Annotated in this window: 17 protein-coding genes and 2 pseudogenes; 13 read left to right on the forward strand and 6 right to left on the reverse strand. The window is 62.4% G+C overall.

Annotation, left to right across the window (positions count from 1 at the left end):
* Both Q0082_RS13415 and Q0082_RS13420 read left to right on the forward strand, forming a co-directional pair.
* Nucleotides 1–103, forward strand: a pseudogene (locus Q0082_RS13415) (IS5/IS1182 family transposase); the annotation flags it as partial.
* Between the two features lie 158 nt (nucleotides 104–261).
* Entirely contained in the window at nucleotides 262–633 is a 372-nt protein-coding gene (locus tag Q0082_RS13420) for a hypothetical protein (RefSeq protein WP_298193461.1), read from the forward strand.
* Nucleotides 634–1,233: 600 nt separating this feature from the next.
* On the opposite strand, the gene Q0082_RS13425 is transcribed toward Q0082_RS13420, so the two are convergent.
* From Q0082_RS13425 to Q0082_RS20135, 3 genes are all read right to left on the reverse strand, one after another.
* Entirely contained in the window at nucleotides 1,234–2,268 is a 1,035-nt protein-coding gene (locus Q0082_RS13425; protein WP_298193464.1) for a winged helix DNA-binding protein, read from the reverse strand.
* 19 nt (nucleotides 2,269–2,287) lie between these two features.
* The gene (locus Q0082_RS13430; protein ID WP_298193466.1) at nucleotides 2,288–2,770 is read right to left on the reverse strand and encodes a helix-turn-helix transcriptional regulator; all 483 of its coding nucleotides are present in this window, start codon (nucleotides 2,768–2,770) and stop codon (nucleotides 2,288–2,290) included.
* A gap of 899 nt (nucleotides 2,771–3,669) precedes the next feature.
* Nucleotides 3,670–3,765, reverse strand: coding sequence for a hypothetical protein (locus tag Q0082_RS20135; RefSeq protein ID WP_366522563.1), 96 nt, complete (start codon nucleotides 3,763–3,765; stop codon nucleotides 3,670–3,672).
* Nucleotides 3,766–4,176: 411 nt separating this feature from the next.
* On the opposite strand from Q0082_RS20135, the pseudogene Q0082_RS13435 reads away from it, so the two are divergent.
* Nucleotides 4,177–4,374 (forward strand): annotated as a pseudogene (locus tag Q0082_RS13435) (IS6 family transposase); the annotation flags it as partial.
* Nucleotides 4,375–4,833: 459 nt separating this feature from the next.
* Here Q0082_RS13435 and Q0082_RS13440 read toward each other — a convergent pair.
* Entirely contained in the window at nucleotides 4,834–5,022 is a 189-nt protein-coding gene (locus Q0082_RS13440; RefSeq protein WP_298193469.1) for a hypothetical protein, read from the reverse strand.
* 253 nt (nucleotides 5,023–5,275) lie between these two features.
* Between Q0082_RS13440 and Q0082_RS13445 the strand changes: the two genes are divergently transcribed.
* Together Q0082_RS13445 and Q0082_RS13450 are read left to right on the forward strand one after the other, a co-directional pair.
* Nucleotides 5,276–7,621 carry an outer membrane beta-barrel protein gene (locus tag Q0082_RS13445; protein WP_298193471.1) on the forward strand — a complete coding sequence of 782 codons (2,346 nt, stop codon included), beginning with the start codon at nucleotides 5,276–5,278 and terminating at the stop codon, nucleotides 7,619–7,621.
* 26 nt (nucleotides 7,622–7,647) lie between these two features.
* Complete coding sequence (locus tag Q0082_RS13450) at nucleotides 7,648–8,646, forward strand: phytase (protein ID WP_298193474.1); 999 nt, start codon at nucleotides 7,648–7,650, stop codon at nucleotides 8,644–8,646.
* 38 nt (nucleotides 8,647–8,684) lie between these two features.
* Here the strand turns inward: Q0082_RS13450 and Q0082_RS13455 are convergent, their stop codons facing one another.
* Nucleotides 8,685–9,230, reverse strand: a complete 546-nt coding sequence (locus Q0082_RS13455) for a hypothetical protein (RefSeq protein WP_298193476.1) — start codon at nucleotides 9,228–9,230, stop codon at nucleotides 8,685–8,687.
* Between the two features lie 33 nt (nucleotides 9,231–9,263).
* On the reverse strand, nucleotides 9,264–10,397 hold the full coding sequence (locus tag Q0082_RS13460) for a helix-turn-helix transcriptional regulator (RefSeq protein WP_298193478.1): 1,134 nt from the start codon (nucleotides 10,395–10,397) through the stop codon (nucleotides 9,264–9,266).
* 215 nt (nucleotides 10,398–10,612) lie between these two features.
* Here Q0082_RS13460 and Q0082_RS13465 point away from each other — a divergent pair, with 215 nt between their 5' ends.
* From Q0082_RS13465 to Q0082_RS13500, 8 genes are all read left to right on the forward strand, one after another.
* Complete coding sequence (locus Q0082_RS13465) at nucleotides 10,613–16,045, forward strand: hypothetical protein (RefSeq protein WP_298193480.1); 5,433 nt, start codon at nucleotides 10,613–10,615, stop codon at nucleotides 16,043–16,045.
* Between the two features lie 756 nt (nucleotides 16,046–16,801).
* Nucleotides 16,802–17,173 (forward strand): hypothetical protein, encoded by a 372-nt coding sequence (locus Q0082_RS13470; RefSeq protein WP_298193482.1) that lies wholly within the window; start codon nucleotides 16,802–16,804, stop codon nucleotides 17,171–17,173.
* Between the two features lie 10 nt (nucleotides 17,174–17,183).
* A complete protein-coding gene (gene kdpF, locus Q0082_RS13475; RefSeq protein ID WP_298193483.1) occupies nucleotides 17,184–17,273 on the forward strand; it encodes a K(+)-transporting ATPase subunit F in 90 nt (29 codons plus the stop codon).
* A gap of 11 nt (nucleotides 17,274–17,284) precedes the next feature.
* Nucleotides 17,285–18,991: a potassium-transporting ATPase subunit KdpA gene (gene kdpA, locus Q0082_RS13480; protein ID WP_298193485.1), complete on the forward strand. Its 1,707-nt coding sequence runs from the start codon at nucleotides 17,285–17,287 to the stop codon at nucleotides 18,989–18,991.
* A 30-nt stretch (nucleotides 18,992–19,021) separates the two neighbouring features.
* Nucleotides 19,022–21,019: a potassium-transporting ATPase subunit KdpB gene (gene kdpB, locus Q0082_RS13485; RefSeq protein ID WP_298193519.1), complete on the forward strand. Its 1,998-nt coding sequence runs from the start codon at nucleotides 19,022–19,024 to the stop codon at nucleotides 21,017–21,019.
* Between the two features lie 12 nt (nucleotides 21,020–21,031).
* Entirely contained in the window at nucleotides 21,032–21,628 is a 597-nt protein-coding gene (gene kdpC / locus Q0082_RS13490) for a potassium-transporting ATPase subunit KdpC (RefSeq protein ID WP_298193487.1), read from the forward strand.
* Nucleotides 21,625–24,288 carry a sensor histidine kinase KdpD gene (locus tag Q0082_RS13495; RefSeq protein WP_298193489.1) on the forward strand — a complete coding sequence of 888 codons (2,664 nt, stop codon included), beginning with the start codon at nucleotides 21,625–21,627 and terminating at the stop codon, nucleotides 24,286–24,288. The genes kdpC and Q0082_RS13495 overlap by 4 nt, the downstream gene beginning before the upstream one ends.
* Nucleotides 24,285–24,971: a response regulator transcription factor gene (locus tag Q0082_RS13500; RefSeq protein WP_298193491.1), complete on the forward strand. Its 687-nt coding sequence runs from the start codon at nucleotides 24,285–24,287 to the stop codon at nucleotides 24,969–24,971. Before Q0082_RS13495 ends, Q0082_RS13500 begins: the two co-directional genes overlap by 4 nt.
* Nucleotides 24,972–24,982 lie beyond the last annotated feature (11 nt).

A 24,982-nucleotide genomic window follows, 5' to 3' on the forward strand; every position in this document is an offset into this window, starting at 1 on the left:
CAAGGACTGGCGACGCATCCATACCCGCTACGACCGATGCGCCCACACGTTCATGTCCGCCATCTGCATCGCCGCAACCGTCATCTTCTGGCTCAATCAATGAGTCCTGAGCCTAGATAGTCTGGACCGGCGCCGAGTACATGGTGGGCGATGCCCGACTGCCCCGCAGGTTGCCGGTTGACGGGGCATTCCTGGCCAGACTCACTGCTCCAGTGTCTATGGAGGTTCACCTTCCCAACTACGTCGAAACGCATCATTCGCATGTTCACGACCTCACCCGCGAGCGCGATGCGCTCCAGGCTTCAGTACGGCGAGGTCAAGCGTCTGAAGGCGATCGTCGACGCCTTGCATTGTCACCGTTCCGGACGCCGAACCGAGCACCTCGATCCCGATCAGTTCGAGTCTGCGCTAGAAAAGTGGAGATGGCGTCGGTTGGCAGCCGAACAGTTGCGCAAGACCGACAGGCGATCGCGGAAAGTCCATCTCGAACGGGGCGAGAAGATCGTCGACGTCAAGGACAAGGCGAACCGCAGCTGTGGCGATGCGCTCCACCAGATCACCGAGGACATGGCTGAGCGCCTCAATTTCGGGCCAACCACCTTCACCGTTATGGTTACACTTCGTCCGTGTTAAGGCTGCCGCGGGTATGAAAGCGCGACCTTCCACGCTCGGGCGTCGGCAATGATCGTCGAACGCGGCATTCCGACTGAAGCGCTGATCGTACAAGTGCTGGTCGCCAAGTACGCCAGATTTCAGCCCGACATAGCCTCCAACCTGACTCATCCACCATTGCAGAGTGGGTCGCACGGGCAGCAAGGTATCGGCTGTCCTTGCGCGAATACATCCTCGGGCGATTGCGATGATCAGAGCGGCTGTGTGCCGATGAGACGACAATGCAGGAATTCGATCCTCGGTGGGGGCGAAGCAGGGCTGGCCAGCCATAGACTTATGCCAGAAATGCCCGTCCTTGAGTCAGCAATGATGCATCGATGGTCTCCTCTGTCTAAGCGGCAGACCAAAAGGGGCAGCGAGCCGAGGCACATCTTGGCAAATTTGTCCGCATTCTGCAGATCATGGCTGCAGCGGCAATGCATTCTGTTTAATCTCAAAAATAATCTAAGATAATTAAGAAAAAATTCTAGATATCTGCGAATATTAGATTTCAAACATTTTACGTTGTATCGAAAAAAGTTTTATAGAATTTAAAAATTTATTTTTTGTTTATTTGGGCCATCATTTCCAAACTTCGGAGAAATACCTTGCCATACCTAAAGCGGCTCGATCTGACAGAGTTAAGAATGCTCGTCGCCGGTCTTCTTCATCGCTGACACGCTCTAACAGGCCAGCCTCTGTCATTTGGCCGATCCAGCGTAGTGCAGTCGTGGGTGGAACGCCCGAAGCAATACATAAGGACGTGACGGATACCCGGGTGTGTTCGACGCGGGCTGCAGTAAGGTCAAGAAGCATGTCCCACGCCGGGTCCGCAAATAGATCGCCGTCGAAGAACCGAGCTCGCAATTGACGCTGCCGAATGATTCTTCGCACGAGTCGAGCATCAGGAAGCGGTGGTCGAACGCTCCGGACCAGTCTATCACCTTCATCCTGTGGCCTGTTATCAGAGGCCATATCGCTGAAACTGAAGGCCGGCGATGGATTGGCTCGCTCGTTTGCTGCGCCAGAGAGGCCTTCGATTTTCTGCGCAATCTCCGTGACCTGTTCAGTCAGGCGAATAAGCGTCAGACGGTCCTCGTCAGACAACTCACGCACGGTGTGGCTAATGCGGGCCAGTGATTGGCCCAATGCCACAAGATGATCTGCTCTAGTGGGAGAAACTAAGATTTGCGTATCGCATCGAGTTACGCATGCAAAGACAGCATCCAAGCAGTCAGTGCTTGTCGAAACAATGAGTTGCGATCCATGCGAAATCGCAGTTCGATCTATCGCTTCAATCAGGTCAAGGTGCATTTCTGATGCAGCGGCGCAGTCCACAATAACAATATCGGCAAAAGGCAATCCATGTAATGGATTGCTGGGCTTGTCCGGATCAGCGACTGAGATGTTTCGGGTTTCGATCCTGAAGACACCAGCTGCTGAGACATCTTCAGCGATCTGGGAGCGAATGTAACTGCGGTCTGACAGAACGGCAACAGAGGCAGAGCGTAGGCGCTTACTTCTAGAAACGCCAGGCAGAGGGAATGTGCTATAAGTGTTTGATGCGGCTTCCGGCACGGCATCTTCATGAGTAGATTGAAATTTACCCTCATCCACAATAATAACTCCAGAAATGTCAACGCATAATTCGCATAATTATAATTATAATTACAATAATCATCGAAATCCAAATTAGTAATCCGGATAAGAATAGAAAAGAGTAGATGTATAGTTTTTTTATATTATTTTCAAGCATCGTCGGTCTATCTGCTTCGATATTATCCTTAATGCCATCGTATTTTTGAGTATAATTCAGAAATTTTAAATCTGAATCGGGCGAGCTATTGAGATTATTTCGAAGGTTATCAAATTTTTGAAAATAATCTTTGAAATCGGAACGACGATCTAGGTTGACTGCAGCCATGGCAGCAACAATGTGGTTGTCAACTGTCGATGGCGATATTCCCAACTCGCGTGCGATTTCTTTTGATGTTCGCCCCTTGGCCGCAAGTCTTGCGCACTCGAACTGACGAGTAGTCAGCCGCTTTGTCTGCGATACTAATGGCTCCAGTGTCACGTGTCTTGCCCCTTCGCCCTGGGCGGAATGTGGCAGACCCATTCCAATTGCGCACTTCGAAGTGCTACCATTTTGGCAGATAGGTTCGTTTCGGACATTGCTGGAGGCATCTTTGGGCGCGCAGGACAGAGCTCGTGGCGCTTTCTGTGCTGATATTTCGGTTATTTTTCAGAGCTCAATTGTGACCAATGAGTCCGTTTCTTGCGAGCGCAACCTGCACTAAAGGGAAATTGACGCCTTCGGAGCCTTCAGTCGCCGCATCCTATGGTCGATCATGGATCAAACTGACGAAAGGAAGTCTCGCCTCGCGATGCTATGTCTCGCTGCGCTTACTGAATGCCCTTAATAGTCTAACTGGAGTTCTTAAAGATATGAATCGAAACGCATATGTCGTCCATACGGTCTGATCTCTAGTGAAATCTCAACTGCCTAGAAGGTGCCAGAAGCCATTCCCTGTGGCAGATAATGGCATAGATTCTAGTGCGTCGGCTCCACTGCCCATCGATCCTGTTCGAAGCATAACCGCATAGGCGAAAGGCGGATTGGCCATAGCTCATGAGGGTTGCCAAAGGCTTGGTTGGTCTTGGTAGCTGCTATCCGACAAACGTGCCGTAAGGTGCGTTTCTCCCGCTGAACCATGCAGGCGACAGTCTGTTGCTTGCATTCGCTGCAGAAGCCTGACGTGCGACCATATTGTGTGACGTGACCCCCAGCTTTCCACCAGCTGGGATTAGAGCCGGATCTTCATCTTGCGCATGAGCGCGGTGTAAGCAATGGCCTGTGCAGCGAGCCCCATAGGGCGTAGCCGAACAGGCCATTGCTTATTGCAATTCAGCGGCGAAGGCCGCTGGCGACTCGTATCTAAGGGCTGACTATGGCCGTTCGTGGCTGTAATCCTCCTCCCACGCTGCGATCTGGACGTGAGAGTGATCCATGCTAAGTCAAAGGGACCCGATGAGCAGTTCATTGCCCATGTGGCCATTGAAGCTCTCGGCGTAGCCATTCTGCATGTGCTTGCTTTGTGCGTTGTAATGCAACTCGACCTAGCGAACTTCTGACCATCGCAGGATGGCAGACGAGGCGGTTCTGTCCCATTGTCACGACCTAAAGGGTGAGGCTTGCCCCGCAGGTTGATTAGGGTGGTCGGTATCTTGCCCACCCCTGCACAGGACAGCGATGCGAAGACCACCAGCGACAGGCACCCCGCGCGTGAAGTCATCGACCACGCACAGGATACGGAAACGCTGACCGCTGACCAAGCAGTCAGAGACAAAGTAGAGCAACCTGCGCTGGTTCGGACCATATGCAGGATCATTGGCGCCCGAGTGTCCGATGCCAGTTTGCACCCACCGCGTCGGCGCACGCGCAACCCCTCCTCGTGATTAATCCGCAGCAGCTTTTTGTGTTTGGGTGGCATGCCTTCCCGCGGCAGCAGGTAGGGGAGGGGCATGCCACGCCCTCGCAAACCAGCTAATCTGTTCCGCTATTTCCACTCCTCGCTGGAGGTGATCCGCCTTGTCGCGCTGATGTACGTGCGGTTTCCGCTGAGCCTGCGTAACGTCGAAGACCTGCTCTTTGAGCGCGGCATCGACATCTGCCACGGGACGGTGCGGCTGTGGTGGAACCGCTTTGGACCGATGTTTGCAGCGGACATTGCCGAGATCGAAGAGTTCGAGATCGCTCCTGACCGGTTCGGTCTTCGACTGACGCACGTCTTGTCAAGCATCGGATCAACCCCGGAGGCACTTGAGTCCAGCCTAAATGCAATGAGCGATTTGTTTGAGGAGGTTCGCGCATCTGCGGGCGCGATGTATGTGCCACTTTGGCGCTTGTGAAACGACGTGATCTCCAAAGGCTCACTCTGGCCCACTCTTAATCTCTTTCGCGGAAGTCGCTGCAGTTGAGAACGATGGGTGCCTGAGCCGGACGTCCTTTACGACTGGCGTGCGGTAAATTCGGGCTGTGGCATCGAAATTGGCGGGTCGCTTGCCGGGCGATATGTATAGCCAGAGAGTGTTACGTGCCTGAGGGCCTTGCGCGAAGTGGAAACAGCGCTGGCAGATACAGATGCCGAACGAAGTGCCAACCGGTCGCTGACAACCGCTTTAACGGATGCAAATACCGCTGCGCGCCGCGCTGAGGCGCGTGTGCGGCTCGGCGATGCCAATCCGCTGCTTGCACTTGATGCGCGGCGCACCGCGTTTGAGACCGAGCTCCTCGCCACCCTCTCCGCCCGCCGCCTCGCCCGGCGCGAGGTCTTCCTGCTTCGCAGCCTGGGTGGCGGGTGGGAGCAATCATCTGCGCCGCGCTGAATGATTGGGACCGGCAGCGGCATGGCTGTTTGGACACGAGACCCAGAATCGCGCGAGCCCTATCCCGAAAGGGAGGGGCTGGAACTAAACGCTCGGCGAGGCTGATACAAATTCGCTGATTGCATTGCTGATTCTATACGTTTTGTTTCTCTGCAAGCTATCCTTCGTTGTGTAACCAAAATGCCTTCTGGTAAGAATAGCGCGCGCCTCGGCTCCAACCGAACGAGGCTCTTCCATGGCTATGCGGATCAAGGCTCGGCCTTCCTTGCGTGTGATCGCGCATGCGCTTCTCTTTACTGGTGGAGCGCTGATCGCGCAGCCCGCATCCGCAGCGCAAGAGGACGCGCCCGATGGGCCGACGCGCGAAGCGCGCGAGATTGTGGTCCAGGCTGACATCGGCTTCCGCAACCGCGTGGAAGACGGGGTCGAGCCCAAGCTGGTCTATGACGAGGAATACTTCCGCCGCTTCGAGCCGCTGACCGCTGGCGATGCGCTCAAGCGCGTACCTTCGGTAACGTTCCTGTCCGACGTGATCGAGAGCGACGGCGCGCGGCTGCGCGGGCTCGATCCGGGCTATACCCAGATCACCATCAACGGCGAGCGTGTGCCCGGCTCGAACGCCGATCGCTCATTCTTCCTCGACCGCATCCCGGCCGAACTGATCAAGCAGGTCGAGATCGTGCGCTCGTCCTCGGCGCGGCGCACAGGCGATGCGGTGGCGGGCACGCTGAACATTGTGCTGCGTGATGCACTCAGCCTGGATGGGGGCTATGTCCGCGCCGGCGGCCTTTTCTTCGATGATGGCGAGGCCAAGCCCAGCGGCGGCCTCTACTATGGCGGCAAGCTCGGGCCGGGCAGGCTTCTCCTCGGCGCCAACGTGCAAGGGCGCTACAACCCCAAGAAGAAGAAGAGCCTGCGATACGGCGATTCGCCCGAGAACAACCCGAACTACAAGACCGAGAAATTCGACAATCGCGAAGACCAATCCGACGTGCGAGACGGCACTGATTACGCCGGCAATGCCAGCTGGGTTATGGAGCAGGGCGGCACCAAGTTCGAGATCGCCGGCAACTACGTGCGGACCGAGCGCGACCAGATCGAGCGCTCGTTCGAATATGACGACCCTACCGCCACGACCGGCCCGATCAACCTGACGCCAGACGGCAACCTGCTGACCGACAACTACAATCCGGTCTACATCAAGCAGGACAGCTATGCGATCACCAGCAAGTTCAGCCACGAGACCGACTGGGGCAAGACCAGCGCGCGGGTGAGCTTCGCCGGTTTTCGCGACCGCACGCAGGAATTCGAGCACGAGATCGATTTCGATACCGACGAGGATCCTGCCGAGTACGAAGGCCAGTTCACCCGCACCCGGATCGACGATACCGAATTGGCGTTCGAACTCGAGCAGATGGTGAAGCTGGGCGACGGCGTCAGAATGGCATTCGGCGGCTTCGCGCAGGACAAGAACCGCAAGAACAAGATCGGCGAGAGCGAGAACGACGGGGCGGAAGTGACCGCCTATGACCAGTTGACCCAGCGGCCCGACGTGTTTTCGTCGCCGTTCGGAACGCCCGAAGATACCCCCGGCGGCTTCAACCGCATTCGCGAGGAACGCCGCGATCTCTATGCGTTGCTTGAAGGCAAGCGCGGCGCGGTGAAGTTCGAGGCCGGCGTGCGGTGGGAAAACACCAAGGTGCGGATCACCGATTTCACCGTCGATGCGGCTGACGCAACCTCCAGCGTCAAGTACGACTTCCTGCTGCCCTCCGCATCGGTGCGGATCGAGCTCGGTCGGGGGCGGATCACTGCCTCTGCCGCGCGCACCGTGCGCCGTCCCCGCTTCGACTTCATTACGCCGGCGCTGCTTGAGGCCGAATATGGCGACAACGACCTGCAGGGCAATCCGCGGCTTCGTCCGGAAAAGTCGTGGGGCGGCGACCTTGGCTATGAACACCGCATCGGCCGCACCGGCGTGATCGGGGTCAACGTGTTCTACCGCAAGATCACCGACGTGGTCGAACTGGTGAACACCGGAGCGGAAGGCTCGGAGGGCGAAGGCACCTTCGTTCTCCAGCCGCGCAACACCGGCAACGGCGAGGTCTGGGGCGTGGAATTCGACCTTTCGACCAGCCTGGGCTTCCTCGGCCTTCCCGATACCGGCGTGTTCGGCAATGCCTCGCTGATCGACAGCCGCATCCGCGACGATTTCGGCGAGCGGCGGTTCAACGGGCAGTCGAAGTACGTTTACAACTTCGGCGTGATCCAGAACTTCCCGAAGATCGGCGGGACGATTGGCGCGACCTACCGCAAGCAAGGCCCCGCGCAGGACCGCACCGTAGGCGAAGAAATCCGCACCAGCTATGGGGCTGATCTCGAAGTCTTTGTCGAAAAGCGCTTCGGCAAGCGTTTCACTCTCCGCGCGGTCGGCTCGAACCTGCTCAATGGCAGCAAGGATGAGGTGTTCAACAAGTTCGATACGATCGGCGACCAGCGCGGCCGCAAGTTCGACGAGTATGAACTCGAAACCGAAACGGCCGGCCCGGTGTTCCAGGTCGTCGCGCGGTACGCGTTCTGATGCGGCGATGGTTGGTGGCGGGGCTGGTGGCAGGGCTCATTCTGACAGCCCTGCCGCAGTCTGCGCCCGCAGCACCGGTGACGGCCAGCGTTGCAGCAAAAGGCGAGACAGTGCCGGTCGGGACCGCCGCAGCCGATGCGGCGGACGATCCGGCGATCTGGCACGATCCGCGGCGCCCCGCGCGCAGCCTTATCGTCGCCACCGACAAAAAGGCCGGGCTCTACCTTTACGGCCTCGATGGCAAGGTGCGCGATTTCTCACCCGATGGGCGGCTCAACAATGTCGATCTCGTCGACATGGGCTGGCGCGGAGTGATCGTGGTGGCCAGCGACCGCAATGACGAGGCGGCGGCGCGGCTGCGACTTTATCAGCTCGACACGCGGCGCACGAAGCTGCGGCCACTCGGTACGATAAGTGGCGGCGCGGGCGAGGCCTATGGCGTGTGCTTGATGCGCGTCGGCGCGGGGGTGCATGCGTTCTCGGTGCTGAAGGACGGCACGGTGACGCAAGTGGCGATCAGCTTGCGTGGGTTGGCCCCACGCGGGCGGATCGTCCGACAGCTGAAACTCGCGACGCAGACGGAAGGCTGTGTGGTCGATCCGCGCAGCCGCACGCTGTATGTGGGCGAGGAGGATCGCGGCATCTGGGCGTTCGATGCACGCGCCGGTGGTGCGGTGACGGGGCGTCTTGTCGCGGCGGTGGACGGGGCGCAGCTTGTCGCCGATGTCGAAGGTCTGGCACTGGCACCTGCCGGGCGGCACGGTGGCTGGCTGATTGCCTCGAGCCAAGGCGACAATGCTTATGCGCTCTATCGCTTGCCGGGATTGGAGCCCGCCGGACGGTTCCGCATCGCCGCGGGCAAGCTGGGCTCGACGGAGGAAACGGACGGCATCGCCTTCCATCCCGGCCGCTTCGGACGGCGCTATCCGCGCGGACTGCTGGTCGTGCAGGACGGCAACAACGCGCCTGCCGCGCAGAACTTCAAGCTCGTTTCATGGAGCGATGTGCTCCAGGTGGTGCGCTAGAGCCTTCCGCGCCAATCCGGGTGACCGTAATCGCCCGCCTACTCCGGTCGATCCACCTTGCCGACGCTCAGTTCCAGCGCTTCCAGCGTTTGCTGCGCGGAGAATTGGCCGCCTTCACCGGGCGCAGGTCGCACAACGCTCCAGCGCCTCAGTTCCCTGCCCTCCAATGCCCCGCATCCCTGCGTGATGAACAGGAAGCGCAAGGTGTCCGCCGGCGTCAGGTCCACCGATGTGCCGGCATCGAGTTTGATGCCCTGAATGACAAGGCCGCGGTGCGGGAGCACGCCGATGGCTTTGTACGCGACACCGCGATCTGCCGAGGGCTTCCACCGCAGCGATTCCGGTCGCATCACTATCGGTACCTTGTAGGCGGGCGAGACGTAGGCTGGCGGCGCGCTCTTCACGGTCCTGCGAACGCCCGGTTTCGGCGTAGCCAGACATTCGCAGCCGCGGCGCGGAACGGCAAAAATGTCCCACGAGGCGGCGTTCGTTTCCGGCTGCAGCAAACCAGATCCCCGCGCCAGTTGAGCCGAGCTGTTTTGTAACGTTCCTTTGAAGGCGGCGCCGCGGCGGGAGCCATTCATGAAAACAACCTCCGGGATGTGCAAGCAGGCCGCTTATGCCGCAGGAGGGGATCCGCCGCGCAGCAAGGCCAACAGGCCGGATCGTCCGGCCACGTCGGTCCGGTTGTAGACTGATTTGAGGTACGTGCGCAGTGTTGTCAGCGAAATCGCCATGCGCTCGGCCGCCTCGGTCGATGATAGGCCGAGCGCCAGAAACACAGCCAGTTCCTGCTCGCGTGCACTGAGCGGCAAGGCGGCGGCATTACCCAGAACGATGGCGGCGAGCGGCGGACGACGTTCGAGGCAAACCATGTAGCGCTCGTCAGAGGGGCCACAGCTCTTCCACTCCCCAGCCGGACCGGGGTTGCAGTGTAACACGCGGGCGGTGATTTCGCCGTGCCGTGTGCGCCGCACTTCGTGGGCCGGCGGGGAAGGCAGGCCGCGCCGGATCGTCGCCGCACGGTCCAGCAGCGCGTGCAGCGCCGGAGTCAGCTTTTGGCCGAGCGCAGAAAAATCAAAGTCAGGCGAGAAAGCCAGATCGGCGTGCTGCATGGCGAGCGTGATGGCATTGCCCGCCGAATACTCGATCTGCCCGCCGCCATCGACCAGCAGGTGCGCGCTGTCATCCATGGTGGCGCTGCAGGCGACATCAGGCTTAACCGCTGGGCCCGCCAGCGCGGCGAGCACATGATCGTGGATCGCCGCGAGGATGGCGGCCTCACGGCGAGTCCATGTCTGGCGGTTGGTGCTGCGATTGACCATCAGGATGCCGCGCGCGCGGCCACTTGGCTCCCGGACAACGAGCTCAAGCGAGCCTTCGATGCGATAGGGCCGGAACACGTCGTTGTAGACCAAGGTGCGGCGGAACTCCGGCCCTTCGATCAGCATGCGCCCCGCCCCGACGCGTGGCGGCAGCGCAGCATACTTGTCCAGCGTAGGCTCACGCGGATCGCGCTCCAACGCCGCATGGTTGCCGACGAACGCATCCATCGCCTCGGGCAGGTAATCGCGCAGATAGGCATCGCAGGGCCGCCCTTCGCCATCGAGCCAGAAGAAATTGGCAAACGAACAGCCGATCAACCGCTCTACCTGCGCCGTGATCAGCGCCATTGCCTGATAGGCGGGCAGGCCCAGCGCGGCGGTCAGGCGCAGTTGCTTGAGTTGGGCATTGACGGAAGACGAAGGCATCGGGCGAGCAGCTCATCGAGACAGACTGAAGACAATATCGCGATCTTGATTATTTGCATTCGACCCAAGTTTATCGTTCGCACGAACGGTAAGGACGGGCAATATCGCAGAATACCTCCATGCGGAGGTATTTTGCCATTGCCGCGAAGACTACGATTGAGGCCTGTATGATCGCGGCGTGGGGGCATCCCGCCGATCAAAGGGGGATGCACGCGATGGTGGATGGAGATTCACAGCTTGAGCCTAACTGGGGCACCGGCCCGGAAGGTGCCACTATACAACTGCTGGATGCCAACACTTACAAACTCGGGATCGGATCGCTGTCCGATGCCGAGCTGAACGAAATTCTCGCCTATATCCCGTTCACGTCGCATGCGCCCGGCGCGAACTACATCGATATCAATGCCAGTCTGGCGGGCTTTGGTGCTAAGACCCAGTTCCATGCCGGCCTGAGCCTCGGCGTCTCGTTGGACTACACCTTCAACCTCGGCTCCACTCAGGCAACAGGCTCTGCCACCACAGCGTTCGATGCCCAGTTTGACAGCAACGGCGATGGCCGGGTCGATCTTTACGCCCCCTATGTGCTCGATACAAACAAGGCCGCCTTTTCGTTCGGCGTACGCAATGTGTTGCCGAAGGACGGCGAGACCGTGCTGGGCTTCGGCATCAACACCAGCGGCGATTTCGGCATCGGCTTCAAGAAGATCGATGTCTACACCCCCTTTGGTTCGATCTACAAGAATGAGGATAGCTACTTCTTCGGCAGATCGCTTGCATCAAAATCTACCCTCATCGATCTCAAGCAGGGAGATGCACCGGCCACCTTCTCGACCACCGGGTTTCAAGGCCTGCTGACCACACCGCGTCTGCCCGATCTCTCGGTCAGCGGCAGCGGCACAGGCCTAGGCGCGATCGGCGTGGCCATCGCGAACCACGCAACCGGGCCCGAGATGGGCGAGCTCAAGGTGCTGCCACTCGAATTCATTCCCGGCATCGGACAGGTGCTCCGCGGCGGGGAGATTATCGTCAAAAGCGATCCGCTCGATGCGATTGTCGAATGGGATCTGCTGCACCTCTCGTTCAACCTAGGTCTCTCGCTCAAGCAGGATCTTTCGGTGACGCTGAGCGGCGTGGAAAGCCGGGTGAAAGTGGAGGAGCAAGGGGACGGCGGCGCTTATATCACCAGATTCGATGAGGCCGTCACGTTCGGCACGAAGGTTACGCTGCCCTTCTCACAGGGCGACCAGCTCGGCACGAAGATCACCGAGAGCTACACGCTGCACATTCATTCGGACAGCAACGTCGCACTCTCGGCAGCGGCGACGATCGAGCTCGGGTTGCTATACTTCAAACTGATCTTCAATCCTTATGCCATTCCAGAACAGACAATCGAGAAGTGGCTGTGGCATCCGCCCGAGAAGGAGCTGTTCAAGGTCACGCAGAGTATAGGCGCAAAGGGTAGCGATTACACGATCACGTTGCCCGACATCGTAACGGTGGTCGACACCCACGTCGCAGTGACCGGCACCGATGCGCCCGAAACGCTGGATCTCGCCGAAGGTCAGGTTGGCGTTGATGCGATGGACGGCAACGACACGGTCAACGGCAATGCGCTGCGCAACTTCATCGAAGGCGGCAAGGGCGATGACACGCTGAACGGCAACGACGGAAACGACGAAATCCATGGCGGGCTCGGTTCCGATACGATCGAGGGCGGCGCCGGCAATGACATGCTCTTCGGCGACCTTTCGGACCTGAAGCGGCCCGAGACAATCATGGGCGGCACGGGCAACGACGAGATCGAAGCGTATGGCCCCGGCATCTACGACGGTGGGGCAGGCAACGACCGCCTGACGATCTTCCTTTCCACCAAGGGCGGCCAGACCATCCGTGGCGGCAGCGGCGCCGACTACCTCAAAGCCAGTTTCGGCCTCATCGGGGGCGGCGTGACGCTGAACCTCTCAGACTCCGGTTCGGGCACGCTGCTCGCAGCCACGGCGATCCGCGAGGCTGTGACCTACGAAGGGATCGAGACTTTCGATATCTTCGGCAGCTCGGGGAAAGACACCCTCACCGGCAGTGCCAAAAGCGATTACCTCGATGGTGGCGCCGGCGGCGACACGATAAATGGGGGCGGTGGCGGCGATACGCTTGGCGGGCAGGTAGGCGCCGACCTCATCCATGGCGATGCCGGCGACGACGTGGTCGCTGGCGATGCCGGAGACGACAAGCTTTTCGGCGATGCGGGTGATGACGGCATCGACGGCGGCGACGGCGAGGACACGGTCCGTGCGGGAACCGGCGAGGACATCGTCAGCGGCGGCAACGGCGACGACGTGATCTACGTCGACGAAGCGGACGGCGTGCAGGACATTGCCGAGGGCAACGACGGCGACGACACGCTGCGCGGCGGCACCGGCAAGGACGAGCTGAACGGGGTGGCCGGCAACGACAAGCTCTATGCCGGATCCGACGGCGGCACGCTGTATGGCGGAGACGGCGACGACCAGCTTTGGGGCTCTAAGAGTGCGGTGCTCAATGGCGGCGCGGGTAATGACACGTTCAACGTGACCAAGACCATGACTGGCATGCAGGTCTATGGCGAGGGCGCGAAGTCCAGCAACAACTTTGGTACGGACCGGCTCATCCTTGGAATCGGCGTCTACGGTGTGGCAGAGGCGATCTCAGCGGGCTACCAGTTCGCTGATTTCGCGCGGGCCAAAGCCGTCTTCTACGATAGCGCGGTTACCCTCACCAACGGCACGACTGTGGAGGGGATCGAAGCCTTCGAAGTGCGTGGCGGCGGCGGCAGCGATGCCATAGTGACCGGCGCCGGGGACGACGTGGTGCGCGCCGGTTCGGGCAATGACTACATCGACGGACACGGCGGACGCGACGAACTGTTTGGCGAGGCCGGTGACGACGTTTTGGTCGGCGGTCTGTCAGGCCACTATTTCGGCGGGATCGGCACCGACACGCTCTACATCAAGCTTCCCCAAGGCACTGAGTTCGGTACGTCCGAGGGCTTCCACCTTGATGCAGGGGCCGGTGACGTCCAGCTCCAGACGACGGTCGGGGGCGTGACCAAAACCATTCTCCTGCCCGGCGAAGGCGGCGGCAGCTACGGCACCTACCTTTCCAGTATCGAGCGCATCCACATGACCGGCGGCGGCACGGGCGACGATCAGATCGGAGGCGGGATCGGCGATGATGTGCTCTATGGCGGTACTGGCAATGACAGCCTGAGCGGCCGCAACGGCAACGATGCGCTTTACGGCGGGGCCGGGCGCGACCGGGTGCGCGGCGGCGCGGGCGATGACCTGATCGACATGCGCGATTTCGTCACGCCAGGCGGCTCGGCGAGTCTGGGCGGCGACACGGCCTACGGCGGTGACGGCGACGACCTGATCCTTGCCAGCAACAGCGCCAGCACCATCGAAGGCGGCCTCGGCGATGACACGATCAGCGTGGTGAACGGCGGCAACTACGGCGCGTTCATCACGCGCATCGACGGCGATGCTGGCAACGATCAGATCAGCGGCAGCGATCAGGCCGAGGTGATCTTCGGTGGGCCGGACGACGAGACCATTCGCGCCGACTTGCGCAGCACCATCGACCTGACCCAAGCGGACGACGATTTCATCCATGGCGGCGGCGGTAACGACGTGATCCGTGGGGGCATCGGCAACGACGTTCTGTTCGGCGATGGCGGCGCCGACAAGCTCTACGGCGGACGCGGAAACGATGAACTACGTGGAGACGGGCTCGACCAGTTCTTCGGCGGGATCGGTGATGATCTGCTGGTGCTGGAACCCGGCGCCGCCGCCCCTGCAGCACAGGTCGTGCTTGTCGGTGGGAGCGGTCGGGATACGGCGCGCTTCTCTTATGCAGGGCGCACCACGCCGCTTTCATTTACCCTCACCAGCAGTACGATTGTCGCACCCGATCTCAAGCTGACCGGGATCGAGACGCTCGACATCACGCTGTCCGGCGGTAACGACTTTGCCCGCGCGGGTGCCGGAAACGATGTGATCCGCGGCGGGCGCGGCAGTGATCAGATTCTCGGCGGCGCGGGCGATGATATCCTCTACGGCACGGGCCTCGAAAGCCGCCCGGCCGAAGCTGCTGCAACCTCGGATACGCTGCAAGGCATGGATGGCGATGATCGGCTGGTGTTCGAGAACGGCGGGATCGCCGACGGCGGCACGGGCACCGACACGCTCGTGGTGATCGGGCTCAATGCCGACCTCGGCCGCGCAGAGTTCACCGCAGGTGGCAGCGGCACCTTTGGCGGGATTGCCTACAGCAACCTGGAACGACTGGACTATTCCGCAGACGCGGTGGGTGTCGGCGTGTCGGTTCGCGGCGGGATCAATGCGGACCGGCTACAGGGTGGCGACGCCAACGACACGCTCGACGGCGACGGTGGCGGCGACACGCTGCTGGGCATGGGCGGTAACGACGTGCTCAAGGTGCGCTCCGTGGTCGGCCTCGCCACACTCGACGGCGGCGGCGGTGTTGACCGGGCCGAGATCGACATGGGCACGGCCACGGCCACGGCCAGCTTGTCGATCCAGCTCACCGCGCTCTCGCTGCCGGGCATTGACAGTGGCGGACGACCTGCCATCCCGGTCCGGCTGGTTGCGATCGAGCAGATCTTCGTCATCACCGGTTCCGGCAACGACCTTGTGACTGGCGGCACGCGCGCGGATTCGATCACCACCGGTGGGGGCAACGACCGGGTCAACAGCGGGCTCGGCACAGACGTCGTCGCGTTGGGTGATGGCGATGACCAGCTCACCGATCTCGGCGGCAACGGTGACGTGATCGATGCCGGAGGCGGCAACGACCGCGTGACCATCGGCGGCCAGCGCGCTGCAATCGACGGCGGCGCGGGAATCGACCGGATCACCGCCGATCTCTCAGCGGCAGGGCCCCTCAATCTCACGCTCACCATCGGCGGGACGGTCGTACTGCCGGTGCGCGGCTGGGGCTTCAAGAGCTTCGAGGAGTATGCCCTGACCTTCGGCGCGGGCAACGACAGCGTGCGCGCCGACTATGGTCTGCATCTACTCGACGGCGGCGCAGGGACCGATGCACTGGTTGTCATCACAGATAATTTGGTCAGTTACACCACCGAAGTGCGTGGCGGAGTCACCACGTGGACCTTCGCCAACGGTATGGTCGCGACTGGCTTCGAGACCCTTGCCTTCGAGTATCGCCCGCGCACCTTGAATGGCACCGATGGCAACGACACGCTTGTCGGCGGCCCGGGCGACGACCTTCTCGCTGGTGGCAAGGGAACTGACACGCTGACGGGCGGCGACGGCGCAGACTCGTTTCGGATCGACCTCTTGCCAACCCGCGGGTCCGGGCCTGACACCATCACCGATTTCCGCGCCGGCCTTGATCATATTGTGCTCGACAGCCGCGTGTTCACGGCGCTGGCCAGTGATGCCGGTGGCAGGCTGAGCGCAGCGGACTTCGGCACGGGAACTCCTGGCGCGTCGGCACCACGCGTGCTCTATGATGCCGATAGCGGCCAGCTAAGCTATGATGCTGATGGTCCCGGCGGCAACGCAGCAATCATGCTTGCCCAGCTAACTGGCGGACCCGCGCTTTCGGCGGCAGACATTCTGGTGATCTGAGGCGACCGAAGGCGATTGGCCAACAGATACCTTGGCCTGCCCCGATTGCCGCCGACTTCGCGATCTGATGGCGCAGGGGCGGCGGTTCCCGGTGACTCCGATTCGTGAAGCCGTCCACAATGGCGCACCTGCAGAACCCCCTGTTCGGTGTTGTCCGGCTTTACCTATGGGCCCGCGCTTACGATCGGACGGAGGCATTCATGCAAGACACCTGTGTTCGCGAGCAGTCTGGTCACCAGCCGCCCTGTTACGGCTGAAGTTACTGTGCGTCGGAACCTTCACTTTGCGCACTTTTCGACCACCCTGGATTGCCGTGATCGCGCTGCCCCGAAGGCGCGGCCCCCTTTTTGGCCGACTCCTACGCCTCGCGCCAAAGTCACCTGGGATTACAATGCCACAGTATTGCTCCCTCCTCGATCCCTGCACTCGGCCAATAGAGACGCCGTCAAAATGGTCAGATTGGTCGGAACGTGTTCCAATGTTGTGCTGTGTCGAAGCCCGCATTGCCACTGATACCCCGAGAACAGCTGCTTCGTCCCACGATCCGAATTTGGCTTCCGGCGGCAAACGACCAGTTTTTGCCGTTAAGCAGCTTGTGCCTGAATGGCCTGTTTGACCAGAACCAGACGTTTCCACTGCCTTGCATCGCAGTGGATGCGAGCTCCCTTATGGATCCTTTACGCCGCGGTGCCGACCTTTCCCTAGAAGCTTAACGCTCGTTCGCGGCACTGGATCGCCGACCGAATGGAGCGGCTTATGGATCTTCAGGCGCTTGTCGCGCGGAATCACCCTCTCGCGCGCTGGATAGATTCAGGACTGCGATTTGCAGGGGCCCTCATTCTGGCGGGCCTCGGTATTGCCGGAGCCTGTGTCGGACGCGTGCCGAAGCAGCAGATGGAGAGTGCCATCGGCTTCGGCCTCGCCGCATTTGCGGTCCTGCTGATTTGGACCGGTCTCGCGCTGCTGGTCGGCGGAGCAGAGTGGTTCCGCCCGCAACCACTTCCGCCGCGCCCTCTGTTTCCTCCTTCAGAAAGCAAAGAACCCATGACCGACCTGCTCTGGATCGGCGCCCTTGCCGGTCTCGCCATATTGACTGCCGGCTTCATCTCGCTCTGCGAACGCGCCTGAGGATCCCGCCATGCCACTGCCTGAACTGCTCGCCGCGCTGACTGCGGCGGGCCTGCTTGTCTATCTCGTGGTCGTGTTGCTGCGACCCGAGCGCTTCTAAGGAACCCTGTCATGACAACTCTGGCAGGCTGGGTCCTGATCTTCGGTTTCACCGCGCTGGTAGCGCTGCTGGCCAAGCCCTTCGGGCTATGGCTCCACGCCATCTACGAAGGGCGGCGCACCCTGTTGCACCCCGTGCTCGGTCCGCTCGAAAGCGGGTTCTATCGTCTTTCGGGCGTGGACCCGCAGCGCGAGCAAGGCTGGCGTGCCTATGCGCTTTATATGCTTGCATTCCAGGTGGTGACGGCCTTGTTCACCTATGCGGTGCTTCGCCTACAGGGCTTGCTGCCACTCAATCCGCGCGGCTTGCCCGGGCTCGGCGCAGACGGCGCCTTCAACACCGCCGTTGCCTTCGTGACCAATACCAACTGGCAATGGTATTCCGGCGAGGCGGCGCTGTCGAACCTCAGCCAGATGCTAGGGCTGACGATCCACAATTTCCTCTCCGCCGCGACCGGCATTGCCGTCGCCTTTGCGCTGTTCCGCGGCTTTGCGCGGACCGAGACCCGAACCGTCGGCAACTTCTGGGCCGATCTCGTGCGAGTGACGCTCTATGTCCTGCTGCCGGCGTGCCTTGTCTATGCCGTGTTCCTCATCGCCAGCGGCGTGCCGCAGATGCTCGCGAGCACGGTGGACGCGACGACGCTCGAAGGCGCGAAGCAGACCATCGTCGTCGGGCCGGTTGCTTCGCAGGAAGCGATCAAGATGCTCGGCACCAACGGTGGCGGCTTCTTCAATGCGAACTCCGCGCATCCCTTCGAAAATCCGAACGCATTGACCAACCTTGTCCAGATGCTGTCGATTTTCGTGCTGGGCGCAGGGCTGACCTGGTGCTTCGGCAAGGCGGTGGGCAACACGCGTCAGGGCTGGGCGATCCTCGCGGCCATGCTGGCGCTGTTCCTGGCGGGTGCATCGATCGCCTACTGGCAGGAAGCGGTTGGCGGACCGGTGCTCCACCACCTCGGTGGTGCCGGGGCCAACATGGAAGGCAAGGAAGTTCGCTTCGGCATCGCGGCCAGCGCCCTGTTTGCCACCGTCACGACCGCCGCGTCCTGCGGGGCCGTCAACGCGATGCACGACAGTTTCACGGCGCTTGGCGGGCTCATTCCCCTGTTCAACATCCAACTGGGCGAAATCGTCATCGGCGGCGTCGGCTCGGGCATCTACGGCTTCCTGCTGTTTGCCCTGCTGGCGGTGTTCATCGCCGGGCTGATGGTGGGCCGCACGCCCGAATATGTCGGCAAGAAGATCGAGGCGCGCGAGGTGAAGCTGGCAGTGCTGGCGATTGCCGTGCTTCCGCTGTGCATCCTCGGTTTCACGGCGATTGCCGCAGTGCTTCCGGCGGGCCTTGCCGGGCCGCTCAACAAGGGGCCGCACGGCTTTTCCGAGATCCTCTACGCCTTCACTTCGGCTACGGGCAACAATGGCTCGGCCTTTGCGGGCCTCTCGGCCGGTACACCGTTCTACAACGGCCTCCTCGGCGTGGCGATGTGGCTCGGCCGCTTCTTCATGATCGTGCCGGTGCTCGCCATTGCCGGCAGTCTTGCGGCCAAGAAGCACACGCCCGCCAGCGCTGGCTCGTTTCCCACCACCGGCCCGCTGTGGATCGCACTGCTCATCGGCACGATCCTGCTCGTCGGCGGCCTCACCTTCCTGCCAAGTCTCGCGCTTGGCCCGATCGCGGATCACGTGACGGGCCTCGCCGGCACCACCTATTGAGGACCAACATCCGTGTCCCAACCTTCCTCGATGTTCTCCGCCCAGCTCGTCATTCCGGCTCTTGGCGATTCTGTTCGCAAGCTTGCCCCGGCGCAGCTTGTGCGCAACCCGGTGCTGTTCACCACCGCCGTGGTCGCGCTTCTCCTCACCGTGCTGCTCGGTGTCGGCGGCAGCGGTCTGTCAGTGAGGTTCCAGATCCAGCTGATTGTCTGGCTCTGGCTCACCGTGCTTTTCGGCACTTTCGCCGAAGCGCTGGCCGAGGGACGCGGCAGGGCCCAGGCGGCATCGCTGCGGGCCACCAAGTCCGATCTCGTCGCGCGCCTGCCCGATGGCAGCAGCGTTCCGGCAGCCCGGCTCAAGCGCGGCGACACCGTGGTGGTCGAGACCGGTGATCTCATCCCGGCTGACGGCGAAGTCATCGAAGGCGTCGCCAGTGTCAACGAAGCCGCGATCACCGGCGAAAGCGCTCCGGTGATCCGCGAGGCGGGCGGCGACCGCTCGGCCGTCACCGCCGGCACGCGCGTCATTTCCGACCGCATCGTGGTGCAGGTGACGCAGGAGGCAGGTCAAGGCTTCCTCGACCGCATGATCGCGCTCGTCGAAGGCGCGGAGCGGCAGAAGACCCCCAACGAGATCGCGCTGACGATCCTGCTGGTGGGCCTCACCATCATCTTCCTGATCGCGGTTACGACCATTCCGGCCTTCGCCGCCTATGCCGGGGGACGCGTACCCGTCGCGATGCTGGCAGCGCTGCTCATCACCCTGATCCCCACCACGATTGCCGCGCTGCTCTCCGCGATCGGGATCGCCGGGATGGACCGGCTGGTGCGCTTCAACGTGCTTGCCAAGTCGGGCCGCGCGGTGGAGGCAGCGGGCGATGTCGACGTGCTGCTGCTCGATAAGACCGGCACGATCACCATCGGCGACCGGCAGGCGAGCGAATTTGTGGCCCTGCCGGGCGTGCAGGCGGGTGCGCTTGCCCATGCGGCGCTGCTGGCGAGCCTCGCCGACGAAACGCCCGAGGGTCGGTCCATCGTCCGGCTCGCGCAGGATGCCTTCGGTCTTGCCGAAAGCGGCCTTCCCGCCGGGGCCGAGGTGATCCCGTTCACCGCCCAGACCCGTCTCTCCGGTCTGCGGCTGGGGGAACGGCTGGTGCAGAAGGGGGCGGTCGATGCGGTGCTGCGGGCCAACCCCGCAACGCTGGACACCCCTGCCGCCGAGGCGCTGCGCCGAGCCTCCGATGCCATCGCGCGGCAGGGGCAGACGCCGCTCGCCGTGGCCGATGGCGGAACGCTGCTTGGCGTGATCGCGCTCAAGGACGTGATCAAGGCCGGGGTGCGCGAACGGTTCGGCGAATTGCGCCGCATGGGCATCCGCACGGTGATGATCACCGGCGACAACCCGCTGACCGCAGCGGCGATTGCAGCCGAGGCAGGGGTCGACGATTTCCTTGCCGAGGCGACCCCGGAGGACAAGCTGGCGCTGATCCGCAAGGAGCAGCAGGGCGGCCGGCTGGTAGCAATGTGCGGCGACGGCACCAACGACGCGCCCGCGCTGGCCCAGGCGGACGTCGGCGTCGCGATGAACACTGGCACCCAAGCCGCGCGCGAAGCCGGCAACATGGTCGACCTTGACAGCGATCCGACCAAGCTGATCGAGATCGTCGGGCTCGGCAAGCAGCTGCTGATGACGCGCGGCGCGCTCACCACATTCTCGGTCGCCAACGACGTTGCCAAGTATTTCGCGATCATCCCGGCGATCTTCGTCGCGCTCTATCCCGGCCTCGGGGTGCTCAACGTGATGGGCCTCGCCAGCCCGCAAAGCGCGATCCTCTCGGCGATCATGTTCAACGCGCTGATCATCCCGGCGCTGGTGCCGCTGGCGCTCAAAGGCGTGAAGTACACCCCCATAGGTGCGGGACCGCTGCTGGCGTGCAATCTTTCGATCTACGGCCTTGGCGGCCTTGTCGCGCCGTTCGCGGGCATCAAGCTGATCGACATCGCGGTCGCTTCCCTCCATCTCGCCTGAGGAACCGGTTTCATGCTCAAGGACATTGCTTCCGCCCTGCGGCCGGCCGTCATGATGACAGCCCTGTTCGCGGTCCTGCTCGGCCTTGTCTATCCACTGGTGCTCACCGCCATTGGCCAGATCGCGTTCTCTTCGCAGGCCAATGGCAGTCTGATCCGCAGCGGCGACCGGGTGATCGGCTCGTCGCTGATCGGCCAGGCCTTTACCAGCGAGCGGTACTTTCACGGCCGGCCCTCGGCCGCGGGCAAGGGCTATGACCCGACTGCCTCGTCGGGATCGAACCTCGGCCCTGCCAGCGCTGCCCTTGCCGATCGCGTCCGCACTGATCTTGCCACGCTTGCTCCCTCACCAGGTTCTCCCGTTCCTGCCGATCTGGTGACAACTTCCGCCTCGGGGCTCGACCCCCATATCAGCCCCGAGGCGGCTCTGTTCCAGGCGTCGCGCGTGGCTGCGGCAAGGGGGCTTGGTGCGGCACAAGTGAGGACATTGGTCGATGCCCACACGCAAAGGCCGTTGTTCGGCATCCTTGGCGAGCCCACGGTCAATGTGCTGGAACTCAACCTCGCTCTCGACTCCCTGCCGGTCGGCGGTCCATCATCGCCGCGGTGAACGAAGCCCGTCCGGATCCTGATGCCCTGCTGCGCGCAGCGCTGCGCGAAGGGCGCGGCCGCCTCAAGGTTTTCCTCGGGGCGGCCCCCGGCGTTGGCAAGACCTTCGAGATGCTGAGCCGGGCGGCCGAACGCCGTGACAGCGGCGTCGACGTGGTGGTCGGCGTTGTTGAGACCCACGGGCGGGCAGAGACAGCCGCTCGCCTGCGCGGGTTCGAAGTCCTGCCGAGGGCCCGCTTCGCGCATCGCGGGCAGACGCTTGAGGAAATGGATATCGACGCCATCCTTGCTCGTCGTCCCGCGCTCGTGCTGGTGGACGAACTGGCCCATACCAACGCGCCGGGAAGCCGCCATGACAAGCGCTGGCAGGATGTCGAGGAACTGCTCGGCGCGGGGCTCGATGTCTGGAGCACGCTTAACATCCAGCATCTCGAAAGCCTCAACGATCTGGTCGCCTCGTTCACCCGTGTCCGTGTGCGCGAGACAGTGCCCGACCGCGTGCTCGATCAGGCGGAGATCGAGGTTGTCGACATTCCGCCCGATGAACTGATCGAGCGGCTGCGCGAGGGGAAGGTCTATGTGCCCGAGGAGGCCAGCCGGGCACTCGGGCATTTCTTCTCGAAGTCCAATCTCTCCGCTTTGCGCGAGCTCGCGCTGCGCCGCGCCGCGCAAGTGGTCGATACCCAGATCCTCGAAATGGTTCGCGCGCAGGCGCTCGGCGGCATCTGGGGCTCGGGCGAGCGGATTATGGTCGCGCTGAGCGAGCAGGAATCCGCCGCCGAACTCGTACGTGCCGGTCGGCGGATGGCCGATGCGCTTCATGCACCATGGACAGTCGTCCACATCGAGACGCCGCGTTCGCTGCAGCTTGGCGACGGGGCGCGCAAGACCCTTGCCGATGTTCTCCACCTTGCAACCCAGCTTGGCGCGGCGATCATGACGATCCCCGCCGCGTCCGTCACCGAGGGGCTCAAGCTTGCCGCCAGCGAAGCGAGGGCCACGCAGCTCTTTGTTGGCAAATCGGCCCGATCGCGGTGGTTTGAGCTCCGCCACGGTTCCGTCGTCGATCGGCTCGTGCGCGAGATGCCGGGCATCGCGGTGCACGTGCTGCCGTTGGCCAGTATGCCGCAGGCGGGCCGGTCTACTTCCGGTCCAGTCTCGCCGTGGGGGACGCCGCGCGCCTATGCGATCGCATTCGGCCTCACCGCTGTGGTCACTGCGCTGGGTTCGTACATCACCAGCCTCGGGTCGATCACCAATGTTGCCCTGCTCTATCTGCTGCCCGTCATGGCTGCGGCCACACGGTTCGGCCTGCGCCCGGCGCTTGCGACCGCTGTAGTTTCCTCGCTCGCCTACAATTTCTTTTTCATACCGCCACTTTACACCTTCACCATTTCCGACCCGCAGAACCTGATCACCGTGCTCGTCCTGCTGGGCGTTGCCGTGGTTGCGAGCCAGATTGCCGCGCAGACCCGCGATCAGGCGGAACTGGCCCGTGCGAGCGCCTTGCAGAACTCGACACTTGCCGGTTTTGCCCGGCAGCTTACCGGCATCAGGCACCGCGCCGAGCTCGCGATGCTGCTCTGCGGCGAGGCTGGCCGACTGTTCGATGCTCACACGGTGCTGCTTCGCCCGCATGCCGGCGAGCTCTCCGTCGAGGCGTCCGTGCCAGACGGTGCGCAGATCGCCGCAATCGAAATGGCAGCCGCGCAATGGGCCTTCGATCAGGCCCGCGCCGCCGGCAATGGGTCCGATACGCTTACCGCGTCGGAATGGAGTTTCCATCCGATCGCCTCGGGAGACCAGGTCCATGCCGTGATCGGCCTCGCGCGGCGCGACGCAGGCCGGCCAATCCGGCCTGATCAGTTGCCGCTGCTCCTCTCGCTGCTCGATCAGGCGGGGCAGACCTTCGAGCGGATCGCACTCGAGGAGCAGATGACCGATGTTGCCCAGATGCGCGAGCGTGACCGGCTGCGCGCGGCGATGCTTTCTTCCGTAGGCCATGACTTGCGCACGCCGCTGACGGCCGTGGTTGGGCTATTGGCCGAAATCGAGCCTGCCAACACATTGCAGCGCGAACAGATCAGCGAGGCGCGTGGCGAGGCCGAACGCGTCAACCGCTTCGTCGCCAATCTGCTCGACATGGTACGGATCGAAGCGGGTGCACTCCAGCAGTCGCTCGAACCGGTGGATCTGGCAGAGGCCGTCTCGGCTGCAGCGCACGACCTGCGCCGCGTGCTCGACGAACACCCTGTGGAGATTGCCATTCCCCCCAGCCTTCCGCTTGTCAGGATTGATCCCAGGCTGTTCCATCATTGCCTGATAAACCTGATCGACAATGCGGCCAAACATGGTCCGGCCGGCACGCCGATCCGCATCGCTGCCGTGCGCAAGCCTGACGGTATCGACATGGCTATCTGTGATGAAGGACCTGGAGTTCCCGCGGGAGAGGAAATGAGGATTTTCGATTCCTTCACCCGGCTCGACGGCTCCGACCGCAAGGGCGGCACCGGGCTCGGACTTGCCATCGTCAAAGGATTTGCAGAAGCCATGGGGCTCAAGGTCCGGGCCGAGAACAGGCGGGACCACACCGGCGCTCGGTTCGTGATCGGCTTTCCTGCATCGCTCATCAGCCCGGCCTCTGCCGAAGATATCGCATGACGGATGCAACCGTAGTCCTGGTCGTGGATGACGAAGCCTCGATCCGGCGCCTGCTGCGCAGGGCGCTGGAGCGGCAAGACTACCGCGTAGTCGAGGGGGTGAACGCCCGCGAGGCGTTGGCCTCGCTGAGCATAGACCACCCCGAAGTCGTACTGCTGGATCTTGGCCTGCCAGACCGGGACGGTCTCGAACTGGTGCCGCTCATCAAGCGCAGCGGGGCGGCGTTGCTGGTCGTCTCGGCGCGCGAAGCGACGGATGAGAAGGTCGCCGCGCTCGATCTGGGTGCCGACGATTACATCACAAAGCCCTTCGACACCGACGAAGTAACCGCGCGGGTCCGCACCGCGCTGCGCCACCGGGCGCGCCGCGAGACACCAGCTGAGGAAGCGGTCACGGCGGGCGACATGGAAATCGACTTTCCCAAGCGACGCGTGTCCAAGAGCGGTATCGAAGTCCATCTTGCTCCAAAGGAATATGCCGTCCTCGCCGAACTTGCACGAAACGCGGGCCGGGTCGTGACACATGCCCATCTTCTTCGGAAGATCTGGGGTCCGGCGCACGAGGCTGATCTCGAGTACTTGCGCGTCACGATCCGCGCCATCCGCCGCAAGTTGGGGGAAGAGCCGCAATCTTCGTGCATTCGCAACGAACCAGCCATCGGGTACAGACTGATCTCCGGCTGAGGCCTCACACC

The sequence above is a fragment of the Novosphingobium sp. genome (genome assembly GCF_027489515.1).
Lineage (GTDB): Bacteria > Pseudomonadota > Alphaproteobacteria > Sphingomonadales > Sphingomonadaceae > Novosphingobium.